This is a genomic window from Streptomyces sp. NPDC127106, from assembly GCF_042677605.1.
GTDB lineage: Bacteria > Actinomycetota > Actinomycetes > Streptomycetales > Streptomycetaceae > Streptomyces.
The window spans coordinates 60,962-73,846 of the sequence record NZ_JBHXTC010000041.1 but is presented as its reverse complement, the minus strand read 5'-3'; the positions used below and the strand labels follow the sequence as shown (position 1 = coordinate 73,846).

Here is a 12,885-nt window from a genome sequence, read left to right as displayed (position 1 = left end):
GACGAACTCGCGGATGTCGGGGGCGAGCAGCGACTCCAGGTCGATGTCGGAGGCGTGCTGCGAGGACACCACGACCGTGTCGAGGCGGACGGCCTGGTCGCCGTGGTACTCGATGGTGACCTGGGTCTTGCCGTCGGGACGCAGGTACGGGACGGTCCCGTTCTTGCGGACCTCGGTCAGGCGGCGGGAGAGCCGGTGGGCGAGGTGGATCGGGAGCGGCATGAGCTCGGGCGTCTCGTCGCACGCGTAGCCGAACATCAGGCCCTGGTCGCCGGCGCCCTGCTGATCCAGGTCGTCGCGGTTCTCGCCCTCGGCGGCACCCTCCAGGCGCTGCTCCAGGGCGCTGTCGACGCCCTGGGCGATGTCAGGGGACTGCGCGCCGATGGACACCGACACGCCGCAGGAGGCGCCGTCGAAGCCCTTCTTCGAGGAGTCGTAACCGATCTCGAGGATCTTCTCGCGGACGAGCTGCGCGATCGGTGCGTAGGCCTGGGTGGTGACCTCGCCGGCCACGTGGACGAGGCCGGTGGTGATCAGTGTCTCCACGGCCACGCGTGAGGTCGGGTCCTCCCTCAGGAGGGCGTCCAGGATGGTGTCGCTGATCTGGTCAGCGATCTTGTCGGGGTGGCCCTCGGTGACGGACTCCGAGGTGAACAGGCGGCGGGACATGTTTCTCCAGGGTGCGGATGGACGGGTCAGATGGTGGCCGGGGCCAGCATCAGGGCGCCGAGCAGCAGTTCGCCGACGGCGCGGTCGATGCGGGCGGCCAGCTGCGGCGGCGGCTCGGCGATCAGTTCCGAGCGCTGCGCGATGACCTGGGTGGGCACGGCCCAGCCCCCGAGGGAACGGACGACGGCGCGCAGGTGGTCGCAGGCGGCGGCACCCAGGTGGAGGGTGCCGCCGGTGGCGGCCACCAGCACCGGCTTGTCGCGGAACGCCGCGCGCGGTGCGTGGTCGAGCAGGTTCTTCAGGGCGCCGGAGTAGCTGCCGTGCTGGACCGGCGTGACGAGGACGACGGCCCGGGCGTCCGCCAGGCGGTCGGCCAGGTGGCGGACGTGGGGATCGCGGGCGAGGGCGCCGCCGGTATAGGCGTCGGCGTCCAGGCCCGGGAGCCGCAGCAGGCTCCGGTCCAGCTCGGACACGAGGGCGCCGGGGTCGCGCCGTTCGATCCGGCTGCGGACCAGTGCGGCCAGGCGGGCGGAGGTGGAGGCGGCCGCCGTGCTGCCGGTGAGGATGAGCGTCTCCATCGGTGCCGCCCCGTCAGGACGCCAGGGCGGCGGCGCGGCCGGTCGGGCGGGTGAGGCCGAGCCGTTCGCGCAGCGTCGAACCGGTGGTGGACGGCGCGCGCAGCAGGCCCCGTCGGCGCAGCTCGTCGACGGTCGTGGTGAGGAACGGGTCGTCGGGTGCGGTGAGCGGGACGACGAAGCCGTCGGCGGTCTGCCGGGCGCACCACTCGGCGATCCGGTCGGCTCCGGCGCCGGCGGGCAGGGTGAAGGCGACCTTGACGGCGTCCGCGTCGCGGCCGAGGTCGAGGGCTTCCTCGCGGACGCGGGTGCGGATCCGGGCGGCCTCGGCGGGGTCGTCGGTCTCCAGCAGGAGGAGGTCCGCGCCGGCGGCGAGCGCGGGGTCGGTGACGGCGGTCACCGGGTGGCCCTGGGGCGGGCGGGCGACGTTGAGCGGGCCGGCGACCGTGTAGTGCTCGCCGGTGTGGTCGAGCTGGTGGATGCCGTCGAGCCGCCAGTAGACGCCCCCGGCGCGGTCGTGGACGAAGGCGTCGGCGTCGAAGCTCTCCCACAGGCCCTTGACGACGTGGAGGTATTCGGCTGCGGCTGCGGTGCCCGGGCCGGTGCCGGTGGCGCACCAGCCGGCGCGGCCGTGGCTGAGGTGGTCCAGGGACGCGGTGATCCGGGCCAGGTGGTAGGGCGCGAGGTCGCCGGGCGGGGTGCGCAGCAGCAGGCCGATGTGCTCGGTGGCGGCGGCCAGGGCCGCGGTGGCGGTGGTGCCCTCGAAAGCGGCCGGTGCCTCGGCGGTGCCGTCGCCGAGCAGGAGGGCGTCGAGGCCGGCCCGCTCGGCGGCGTGCGCGAGGGCCTTGAGACCGCGCAGGTCCAGGAGGGCTCCGTCGGCGGTGCGGGGGGCGACGGCCGCCACGAGCAGCGGGGCGGGGGCGGTGTTCTGGCCGGGGGTCACGCGGCACCTGCCTTCTGGGAGCGTACGGGGAGGTCGAGGCCGAGGTTCTCGCGCAGGGTGGTCCCCTCGTAGGCCGTCCGGTAGAGGCCGCGGCGCTGGAGTTCGGGGACGACGTGGTCGACGAAGGCGTCGGCCGAGCCGGGGAGGTACGGGAAGTCGATGTTGAAGCCGTCCGCGCCGCCCTGGGTGAACCACGACTCCATGTGGTCGGCGATCTGCTCGGGCGTGCCGGCGATGACGTCGCCCATCAGGCGCAGGGCGAGACCGCGGATCGAGAGGTTCTCGCGCCGGGCGAGGCCGATCAGGCGCTCGGTGGTGCTCTGGGACTGGTTGGTGTACGGGATGTCGGGGACGGGTCCGTCGGTGGGGTGGCCGGTGAGGTCGACGCCGAGGAAGTCCTGCAGGGTGCGCAGGGCGACGTGGTCGGGCACCAGGTCCTGGAGTTCGGCGAGGATGGCGCGGGCCTCGGCCTCGGTTCCGGCGATGATCGGGGCCAGGGTCGGCCAGACCAGGACCTTTTGCGGGTCGCGGCCGTGCTGGGCGGCCCGGGCCTTGAGGTCGGTGTAGAAGTCCTGGGCGTCGGTGAGCTGGTTGTGGCGGGTGAAGATGACCTCGGCGTGGCGGGCCGCGAACTCGCGGCCGACCGGGGAGGACCCGGCCTGGATGATGACGGGCCTGCCCTGCGGGGGGCGGGCCACGTCGAGCGGCCCGGCGACGTCGAAGTGTTCGCCGTGGTGGTGGACGGGGGTGCCCGGCCGGCCGTCGCGGACGTCGGCGCCGGCGTCCCACAGCTGCTTGACGACGTCGATGAACTCCTCGGCGCGCTGGTAGCGCTGTCCGTGTTCGAGGTGCTCGGCGCGTCCGAAGTTGACGGACTCCCAGGGCGCGGCGGAGGTGACGACGTTCCACGCTGCGCGGCCGCTGCTGAGGTGGTCGAGCGAGGCGTAGCGGCGGGCGAGGTGGTGCGGCTCGTTGTACGTGGTGGTGGCGGTGGCGGCCAGACCGATGTGCTCGGTGGCGGCGGCGTAGGCGGCGAGCAGCGTCAGCGGCTCGAAGTGCTCGGCACGCGAGGTGTGGCACAGCGAGTCCAGGTGCGTGCCCCACACCGCGACGATGTCGGCGATGAACACGGCGTCGAACAGGCCGCGTTCGAGGGTCTGTGCGTTGCGGACGTGGAAGTCGAGGTCGAGCTGGGCGTCGGCCTTGGTGGCGGGGTGGCGCCAGGCGGCGACGTGGCCGCCGGGGCCGTCGATGATGCCGGCGAGGGTGATCCGCCTGCGGGGTCGTGACATGGGGGTGGGCTCCTTGGGGCCTGGGGTCGGTCAGGTCCTGGCGGCGGACGCCAGGATGCGGGCGAGGACGCGCACGTTGTCGCCGGTCAGCATGGTCACGTGGTTGCCGGGCACGATCCGGATGGCGAGGTCCTCGCAGTGGTCCTCCCAGCCGAGGCCGGGGCGGCCGTGGAAGCGGTCCGACTCGTCGTAGTCGGTGCCGCGGCCGAAGCCGGTGTCGCCGGCCCGCAGGACCGCCACGGGACCGTGGTAGGGCACCGGCCGGTACCGCTGGACGGCTGCGACGCTGTCGGTCATCAGGGCGACCGGGTCGCCGCCACCGTCGCCGCGGACCCAGTCGGCGATCTGGGCGAGTTCGGCGAGGTACGCGTCGGCGTCGGCGGGCTCGTCCGTCGCCTGTGCCGGGCCGTCGGCGGCGCGTGCTTCGGCGGCGCGTGCTTCGACGGCGGACCCGGTGGCCGCGCCGTTCTCGGTGTCCGCGCCGTTCTCGGCGTCCGCGCGGTTCTCGGCGACGGCGCGCAGCCGGGAGGCGAACGATCCCTCGGCCTCGGCGTCGGTGACCTCGCCGTCGGGGGCGCCGGCGTCGATCATCACCACCAGGGGCGGCTCCCAGCCGTCGGCGGCGATCCGCTGGGCGATCTCGTAGGCGATGACTCCGCCTCCCGAGAAGCCGCCGAGTACGACCCGCTGTCCGCTCTCCAGGGCGGGGAGCAGCGCCTCCAGGTAGATCTGGGCGAGCTGTTCGGTCGTCAGGTGTTCGGGCTCGGCCTGGTCGACGCGCGGGTCGCGGATGCCGGTGAGGGCCTCGGGACCCGGGTAGCTCTGGGCGAGCTGGGCGTAGCAGGCGACCTGCCCGCCCGGGGGGTGGACCAGGTAGAGGGTGCCGGCGTCGGGGTCGGCGGCCTCGCGCAGCGGTACGAGTACGCCGCGCTCGCCGTCGGCCGTGCCCTCGGTCAGCAGCCGGGCCAGGGCTCCGGCGGTGGGGTGGCCGAGCAGGTCGTCCAGGCGCAGGGTGCGGCCGGTGCGTTCGGCGATCTCGCGCAGCAGCTTCATGGCGAGCAGCGAGTGGCCGCCGGCCTCGAAGAAGTGGTCGCCGGGTGCGACGTCCGCGGTGCCGAGGACGGCCTGCCAGGCGTCGCGCAGGAGCTGGGTGTCGGGGCCCTCGGGCCAGGTGGCGCCGCCGCCGTCGTCGTCGCGGTCCCGCTCGGGCCGGTCGGCCATCCGGGGCAGGGCGTCGTCGGGCAGGGTCTCCAGGAGGTCGGCGACGGTGGTGAGGTCGTCGGCGGTCACGGGGAGGTCGCGCAGCAGCCGGGCGCACAGCTCGACCATGGTGGCGGCGTCGGCGTCGGCCAGGCGGGACCGGTCGTGGACGGCGGCGAGCACCAGGCTGCCGTCCGTGTCGCGGTAGGCGAGCAGGGCGACCGGGAAGGCGGTCTCCGAGCCGGCGGCGTCGGGGAGTTCGACCCGGATGCCCTGGGCGGCGAGGTCGTCTTCCAGGCCGTCCTGGGAGCGCGGGTAGTTCTCCAGGACGAGGAGGCTCTCGACGAGCTTCTCGCCGGCGCCGCGGCCGCTCCACTCGTGGATCTGGCCGGTGGACACCCACTCGTAGGAGGCCATGTCCAGGGCCTGGTCGCGCAGGGTGGCGAGCAGGTGGGGGACGGTCGCCGCGGGGTCGACCTCGACGGTCATGGGCAGGGAGTTCATGAGCAGGCCGGGCAGGCGCTCGACGCCTTCGAGCGGGATGCCGCGTCCGGACACGGTCACGCCGAAGCCCACCCGGACGGGCCCGGCGGCGCCGCAGGCGCGGCTGACCAGCAGGGCCCAGGCGGTGTTGAGCGCGCTGCTCTCGGTGGCGGCGTGGGAGGCCGCCCAGCGGCGCAGGCGCTCGGCCTCGGCCGGCGTCAGCCGGGTCTGGGCGCGGCCGGAGCCGTGCTGCCCGGTCGGTTCGCCCGGCAGGGCGGGGCGCACCGCGAGCGGTCCCCCGGGTACGGCTGCGGACCAGTACTCGCGGGCCGGGCCGGTGTCCTGGGCGTGCAGCCAGCGCGAGTAGTCGCGGATGTCGGGACGGCGCGTGCCGGATTCGGGCAGGGTGCCGCCGGCCAGGTAGGCGCGGTAGAACTGCTGGATCAGCAGGGAGACGCTCCAGCCGTCCAGCAGGACGTGGTGGAAGGTCAGCAGGACGCGGGTGGAGGCGGTCGCGGTGCCGTCGGAGGCGTCCTCGTCGAACAGGGTGGCGCGCAGCAGGCCGGGACGGCGCAGGTCGAAGCCGCGCAACCGGTCGCGTTCGAGCAGGTCGTCCCAGTCGTCGCTGCCGTGGGCGAAGCGGACGACCTCGGGGCGCACCTCCTCGTGCAGGACGAGCCGCGGTTCGGCCTGCCAGTCGAAGGCGGTGCGCAGGACGGCCTCGCGTGCGAAGACCGCCTGCCAGGCCGCGGTGAAGCGGTCGGTGTCCAGCGGGCCGTGCCAGCGCCAGTGGAGCTGTTCGACGTAGCGGCCGGTGCCCTGGTGGGCCAGGGCGTCGAGGAGCAGGCCGTGCTGCTGGGCGGTGACCGGGACGCTCTCGCGCTGCGGTCCGGCGGCCGTGGCCGGGCGGCCGGTACGGGCGGGTCGGGCGGCCCGGGCGGTCTGGCCGGGGGCGGTGACCTCACCGGCGAGGACGGCGTCGGGGTCGGCGCCGGCGAGGGTGGCGAGCACCCAGCGCATCTGGGCGACCAGCGCCTCGACGGCGTCCTCGTCGACGCCGTCGGCGGGGCTGGGGACCCAGGTCAGGCCCATCCGCAGGCGGCCGTCGTGGACGATGCCGTAGACCTCGATGCCGTAGACGCGCTCGCAGCGCGCCGAGTGCTCCCGGGGGATCGGGCGGCCCGACATGCGGAACCGGCCGGCGGGGCTGAGCTGGTCGGCCTGGCCGTAGTAGTTGAAGCAGACCAGGGCGGGCGGCATCGCGCGCAGGGTGTCACGGACGGCCGCCCTGGGCTCGTACTCGCGGCAGGCGCCGAAGCCGACGCCGCCCTGCGGTACGGCGGCCAGGGCGCGGCCGGCCTCGGTGACGAACTCCTCGGGGTCCCGGGCGCGTTCGGCGCTGATCACCACGGGGTGGATGGCCGTGAACCAGCCGACGGTGCGGAACAGGTCGTCGCGGCCGTGGCGGCCGTGCGTCTCGACGTCGAAGGTGACCGTCGAGGTGCCCCGCCACCGGGCGAGGGCGTGGGCGAACGCGCTGGTCATCGTCTCGTGCACGGAGAGGCCGAGGCGACGCGGCAGCGGGCCGATCAGCTGCTGGGTGGCGTCCGCGTCGAGGGAGAACTCGATCCGGCGGATCTGCTGCTCGTCGGGCGCCGGGGTGGTCAGCAGCAGGGTGCGGGCCGCCGTGCGCTGCTCGGCCAGGTCGAGCCAGTGGTCGGCCTCGCCGGGGCGGGCGGCGACGGCGGGCAGGTCGTCGACCCACTCGCCGTACGAGCGGGCCTCGGCGGGCAGGGCGGGCAGCGCGCCGTCGGCGAGGGCGTCCAGGGCGTGCTCCAGGTCCTCCAGGAGGATGCGCCAGGACACGCCGTCGACGACCAGGTGGTGGACGGCGATGAGCAGCATCTCGGTGCCGTCGCGCCGGTCGCGGGCGAGGACGGCGCGCACGTGGACGCCGTCGAGCGGGGCGAGGCTCTCCTCGGCCCCTTCGAGGATCCGGTCGAGCTCGTCCTCGCCGCCGAACTCCCGCTCCCACAGCACCTCGCGGGGCGGGTAGGCGGCGAACGGCGGCGCGTCGGCCATCCGGCCGTCGCCGCTGGCGCCGTCGTGCTCGAAGCGGGCGCTGAGCGCGGGGTGGGCGGCCACCACGGCCTGGAGGGCGAGCCGCAGCGCGGAGGCGTCGAGCGGGCGGTTGAGCTCCAGCAGGACGGACTGGTTCCACTGGTGGAGGTCGGTCTTGATGTGGCGGAAGAACCACGACTGGACGGGGGCGAGCGGCCGTCCGCCCGCCGGGCCGGCGGACGCGGGCGCGGCAGCTGCTGCGGTGGGGGCCTGCGGCGCGCTGGAGTCGAGGTGGGCGGCGAGGTCGGCGAGCACCGGGTGCTTGTAGATCTCGCGCATCGTGAGGGTGTGGCCCTCGCGCCGCATCCGGGAGACCAGTTGCATGGCGAGGATGGAGTCGCCGCCGTCCTCGAAGAACTGGCTGCCGTCCTCGGTGGTTCCCAGCAGGTCGGCCCAGACGGCCCGGAGCTTGGGCAGTGCGGAGGGCCGTGTCGCCGCGGATGCCGGCGGCGCGGGAACGGCGGGGGCGGGGGCAGAGGAAGCGGGGGCGGAGGAAGCGGCGGCGGAGGAAGCGGCGGCGGAGGAAGCGGCGGCGGAGGAAGCGGCGGGGGTGGAGGCGGACGGAGTCGGTGCGGGAGCGGCGGCAGCAGGCACCGCGGCAGCAGGGGCGGCGGCGGGGACCGCGGCGGCAGCGGCAGCGGCGGCAGCGGCAGCGGCGGCGGGCGCCTCGGACGGCTCGGCCGCGGCGGCGGCGAGCCGGGCCAGTTCCTGGCGGTCGGTCTTGCCGTTGGCCAGCAGCGGGATCCGCGTCACCGGCGTGATCCGCACCGGCACCATGTGCGAGGGCAGCGCCCGGCTCACGTGCCGGCGCACGACCGCGGCGTCCAGGCCCTGCGGCACGACGTACGCGGTGATCTGGAGGCTGCCCGCGGCGTGCCGGGCCACCTGGACGGTCGCGTCCTCGACGCCCTCGACGGCCATCAGTGCGGCGCGTACCTCGCCGAGTTCGACCCGGTTGCCGTTGATCTTCACCTGGTCGTCGAACCGCCCGAGGTGGGTGAGGGATCCGTCCGGCAGCAGCCTGACGAGGTCGCCGGTGCGGTAGACCCGCCCGGTGCGGCCGTCGCCGAGGTCGAGCGTGCGGTAGCGGTCGGCGGTGCGCTCGGGATCGCCGAGGTAGCCGTCGGAGACCGTCCCGCCGCCGATCCACAGCTCGCCCGGTGCGCCCGGCGGCAGCAGCCGCTGTTCGTCGTCGAGCACGTAGCAGCGGATGTTGTCGAACGGCACCCCGATCGGCACCTCGCCGCGCCGGGTCCACGAGCCCGCGTCGCCGCGCGGCCAGGAGAAGACGGTCGAGTACGAGGTCTCGGTCGGGCCGTACGCGTTGTGCAGGCGGGCCGGGTGCACCGCCTCGAACGCGCGGCGCAGCTCGTTCGGCAGCGACTCCCCGGTGCTGACCACGGTGCGCAGGCTGCGGTTGGCGGGGAAGTCCTCGGCCTCCAGCAGCAGCCGCAGCTGGGAGGGGACCACGTGGAGCAGGGTGACCGCGTGCCGGTCGAGGGTCTGTGCGAGCAGGTCGGGGTCGCGCTCGGCGTCCGGCGGGGCGACCACCAGCCGGGCGCCGGCGACCAGCGCGACCAGCATCTCGTGCGCGCTGACGTCGAAGGTGAACGGCGCCTTCAGCAGCATGGCGTCGTCCGGGCCGATGTCGAAGTGGCGGATCGCGGCGAGCACGTCGGTGGCCAGCGCCCGGTGGCTGAGCTGCACGCCCTTCGGCAGGCCGGTGGACCCGGAGGTGTAGAGGACGTGCAGGGCGCTGTCGGCGGTGGGGGCGCCCTGCGGCACGGCCGACGGGCCGGCGGTGAGCGCGTCCAGGCGGACCGGCACGACACCGGGCGGGCAGGCCCGCTCGGTGTCGGCGGTGACCAGCACCGTCCGCATCCCGCTGCTGTCCACGATGTGGCGCCGGCGGGCCTCGGGGTGGGCCGGGTCGACCGGGACGTACGCGGCGCCGATCCGGAGCACGGCGAGCATGGCGGCGACCGCCTCGTCGGTGCGGGGCAGCATGGTGCCGACCCGGTCGCCGGCGCCGATCCCGCGGCCGGCCAGCGCCTGCGCGTACGCGTCGATGCGGTCGCCGAGCTCGCGGTAGGTCCAGGCGCGGTCGCCGAACTCGACGGCGACGCGGTCGGGCTGCCGCTCGGTGCGGCGGCGCAGCAGGGTGTCGACGTCGGTGTCGGGGATCGGGTGGTCGGTCGCGTTGAGCAGGTCGAGGGTGGCGCGGGCGGTGGGGCCGACGCCTTCCAGGTCGGTGACCGGGCGTTCGGGTTCGCGGACGATCTGCCGGGCGAGGGTGGTGACGTGCTCGGTGAAGGCCTCGGCGGTGGCGGCCTCGATGCGGGAGGCGTCGTACTTGAGTCGGCCGCGGACCCGGCCCTCGCCCTCGTAGAGTTCGAGCGTCAGCAGGCCGAGACCGGGCGAGGGGACGTCCTGGCGCCAGCGGGCGCGCAGGCCGCCGGGCAGCTCGACGCCGTCGGTGGCGGCCGCGGAGGCGTCGGCCCAGCTGTGCAGGACGAAGGTGCAGTTGAAGACCTGCGGGTCGGCGGGGTCGGTGCCGGGGATGAGCCGGGCGATCGCGGGGAACGGCAGCCGGGAGTGGTCGACGGCGCGGGCGAGTTCGGTCTGTACGCGGGCCACGAAGCCGGCCGCGCTCAGGCCGGCCTGCTCGGGGGAGCGGACGAGCAGGGTCCGGACGAAGTAGCCGACGGTGCGCTCGAACCGCAGGTCGTTGCGGACGCCCAGCGGGACGGCCACGGTCGGGGCGGACTGGCGCGCGTACGTGCCGAGCGCCTTGAGGTAGGCGGCGAGCAGCACGGCGGCCGGGCCGGCCCGGTGGGTGCGGGAGAAGCGGCCGATCTCGGCCGTCAGGTCGGCGTCCAGCTCGACGGGGACGCTCCGCCCGACCGGTGTGTCGCCGCGGCCGGGGATGTCGAGCGGGAAGTCGACGTCGACGTCCGCGCCGTCCAGGCGCTCGCGCCAGTACTCGTGCAGGGGCGTGGGGTCCGTGTCGGCGCGGCGGGCGCGGTCGGCGACGTAGTCGGCGAAGTCGGCCGGGGCCTCGCCGGGGATCCCGCCCTCCCGGTACGCGGTGAGGAGGTCGGCGAGCAGGATGGCGGTGGACTCGCCGTCCACGACCAGGTGGTGGACGACCAGCAGCAGGGTGTGGTGCTCGGCGGCGTGGCGCAGCAGCAGGGCGCGCAGGACACCGTCCCGTTCCAGGTCCAGTTCGTGGCGGGCGACGGCGAGCAGCGCGGCGGCGTCGGCTCCGTCGGCGGCGGGAGCGGCGGTGCCGCGTTCCAGGCGCGGGCTGCGGCCGGGCCGGATCTCCAGCTCGGGCAGGCCGTCGGCGTCGTCCACGACGCGGGCGGAGAGCATCGGATGACGGGTGGTCAGGACGCCGAGTGCGCGTTCCAGTGCGGCGGGGTCGAGGGGCCCGCGCAGGTCGAGCGCCAGCGGCACGTTGTACGGGGACGCGGCGGGGTCGGCGCGGTGCTGGAGCAGCAGGCCGAGTTGCTCCTCGGTCAGGGCCGTCCGGCGGGTGCCGTCCGCCGCCCGCGTCCCGGTCAGCACGCCTGCGGAGGGGTCTTGGGTCATCTGGGGTCTCTCCTGGATCGGATCAGGGGCGTGGGACGGCGGGCGGTCGCCTCCACCAGCTGTACGCACACCTCCGCAGCTCGGCTGCCGCTTCCTCGGGGGCAGCGTCGTGCTCCGGGCATGCCGCGTCACCGCTGTGACGTGCGGTCACGAGTCTGTCGGGGGCCGTCCACACGGCGCTGACGGTGCTGACAGGGGCCCGGGACGGCACGGAGGGCGGCGCGGTGCACCGGCGGGGCGTGCGAAAGGGCATGCGAAAGGGCGTGGGAAAGGGCGTGGGAAGGGCCCGCCCCGACGGGGGTGCGGGGCGGGCCCGTGGGGAGGATGGTCAGGGGGTCCGGTCGGCGACGAACGCGGCGAGCCGGTCGAGGCCGGTGTCGATCTCGGCCGGCGTCAGCACGCTGAACGACAGCCGCAGCTGTTCGGTGCCGCCGGTGCCGGCGTAGAAGTGGTGCATCGGCGTCCACAGCACGCCGAAGCGGCGCGCGGAGTCCTCCAGCGCCGCGTCGTCGGCGCGGAACGGGACGGTGACCACGGCGAACAGGCCGCCGGCCGGGGTGTTCCAGCGGACGCCGTGCGCCGGGTCGCCGAACCGCCGGGCGAGGCCGTCCAGCAGGGTGTGCCGGTTGCGTCGGTAGACCTCGGCCGCGGGAGCACTGGCCCGCTCCATGCTGCACCCGTGCTCCAGCAGCAGTCCGCCGATGGCGGCCTGCGCGACGGAGGAGGTGTTGAGCGTCAGCATGCTCTTGAGCTTGGCCAGCTGGTCGGCGAGGACGCCGCCCTCCCGGACGGGCTGGTCGGCGACGACGTAGCCGATCCGGGCGCCGGGGAAGGCGGTCTTGGCGAACGAGCCGAAGTACACCACCCGGGCGTCGCGGTCCAGCGACTTGAGGGTGGGGCGGCGGGGTACGCCGTCGTGGAACATCGAGTACGGGTTGTCCTCCAGCAGCAGGAGGTTCTCGCGTTCGGCGATCCGCAGCAGGCGCTCCCGGTCGGCGACCGGCATGGCGGCGCCGCCCGGGTTGGCGAAGTCGGGGATCACGTAGCAGGCGCGCGGGTTGAGGCCGGCGGCGCGGGCCCGGCGGATCTGTTCCTCCAGGTCGTCCGGGTCGAGGCCGCCGGGGCCCTCCCGGACCAGCCGCACCGGCATCTCCACGAGCCGGGCGGCACCGGTGAACCCGACGTACGTCGGGGCGGCGGCGAACACGACGTCCCGCCGGTCGCGCCGCAGCGCGCGCAGCACCAGGACCATCGCCTCCTGGCAGCCGGTGGCGACCACGACCGAGGCCGGGTCCACCGTCAGCTGCTCGTCGACGGCGAGGTGGCGGGCGATCAGGTCGTTGATGATGCCCTTGGTGTGGCCGTACTGGAACAGTGCACGGGTCACCTGGTCGGGGTCGAGGCCCTGCGCGGCCAGGTGGCCGGTGTAGGTCTCCAGGTGGCGGTGGAGGGCCGCCACCTCGTAGCCGCCCTCGAAGGGGCGGCCGGCCGCGAACGACACGGCCTGCGGGTACCGGCCGGTGATCTCGTTGAGCAGGGTCATCGAGGTCAGCGCGGGGTCGACCAGCGAGGCGTGGAGGTCGGCGGTGCTCAGGATGCCCCCGGCGGGCGCCGGCGTCCGCGGGGGGTCGAGGAGTCCGGCTGCCGGGCCGGGGGCGGGACTCATGCGGAGGCGCCGTTCATGGCGTCGACCAGGCTCTTGGGCCGCATGTCGGTCCAGAGCTCGGCGATCCGGTCGAGCGCGTCCTGCCGCCCGGTGGCCTGGACGGCGACCGTCCAGCCGGCCGGGACCTCGGCGAACGACGGCCACAGCGAGTACTGGCCCTCGTGGTTGACCAGGACGAGATAGGTGGCCTCGGCGTCCTCGAAGGGGTTGGTCATGATGCTCCTCGGATGGGTCGACGGATCGGTGGACCGGGCTCCGGGCCGGCCGGGCCGTGCGGACAGCGTCCGGTGCGGCGCTGTCAGCGCGCTGACGCCGTTGACACGGCCGCGGTGCGCGGGCGCT

Annotated in this window: 7 protein-coding genes; all 7 read right to left on the bottom strand. The window is 75.0% G+C overall.

Going from position 1 to position 12,885, the window contains the following annotated elements; all coding sequences use genetic code 11:
• Positions 1 to 669 (bottom strand): S-adenosylmethionine synthetase N-terminal domain-containing protein (locus ACFVGY_RS27695; protein ID WP_385681881.1); only part of this gene is annotated, 669 nt, incomplete at its 3' end.
• A 26-nt stretch (positions 670 to 695) separates the two neighbouring features.
• A complete protein-coding gene (locus tag ACFVGY_RS27690; RefSeq protein ID WP_385681879.1) occupies positions 696 to 1,247 on the bottom strand; it encodes an NADPH-dependent FMN reductase in 552 nt (183 codons plus the stop codon).
• Positions 1,248 to 1,260: 13 nt separating this feature from the next.
• Positions 1,261 to 2,187, bottom strand: a complete 927-nt coding sequence (locus ACFVGY_RS27685) for an LLM class flavin-dependent oxidoreductase (protein WP_385681877.1) — start codon at positions 2,185 to 2,187, stop codon at positions 1,261 to 1,263.
• Positions 2,184 to 3,479 carry an LLM class flavin-dependent oxidoreductase gene (locus ACFVGY_RS27680; RefSeq protein ID WP_385681875.1) on the bottom strand — a complete coding sequence of 432 codons (1,296 nt, stop codon included), beginning with the start codon at positions 3,477 to 3,479 and terminating at the stop codon, positions 2,184 to 2,186. The genes ACFVGY_RS27685 and ACFVGY_RS27680 overlap by 4 nt, the downstream gene beginning before the upstream one ends.
• 30 nt (positions 3,480 to 3,509) lie before the next feature.
• Positions 3,510 to 10,877 carry an amino acid adenylation domain-containing protein gene (locus ACFVGY_RS27675; RefSeq protein WP_385681873.1) on the bottom strand — a complete coding sequence of 2,456 codons (7,368 nt, stop codon included), beginning with the start codon at positions 10,875 to 10,877 and terminating at the stop codon, positions 3,510 to 3,512.
• A gap of 328 nt (positions 10,878 to 11,205) precedes the next feature.
• Positions 11,206 to 12,543 (bottom strand): PLP-dependent aminotransferase family protein, encoded by a 1,338-nt coding sequence (locus tag ACFVGY_RS27670; RefSeq protein WP_385681871.1) that lies wholly within the window; start codon positions 12,541 to 12,543, stop codon positions 11,206 to 11,208.
• On the bottom strand, positions 12,540 to 12,758 hold the full coding sequence (locus ACFVGY_RS27665) for an MbtH family protein (RefSeq protein WP_385681869.1): 219 nt from the start codon (positions 12,756 to 12,758) through the stop codon (positions 12,540 to 12,542). The genes ACFVGY_RS27670 and ACFVGY_RS27665 overlap by 4 nt, the downstream gene beginning before the upstream one ends.
• Positions 12,759 to 12,885: the final 127 nt, after the last annotated feature.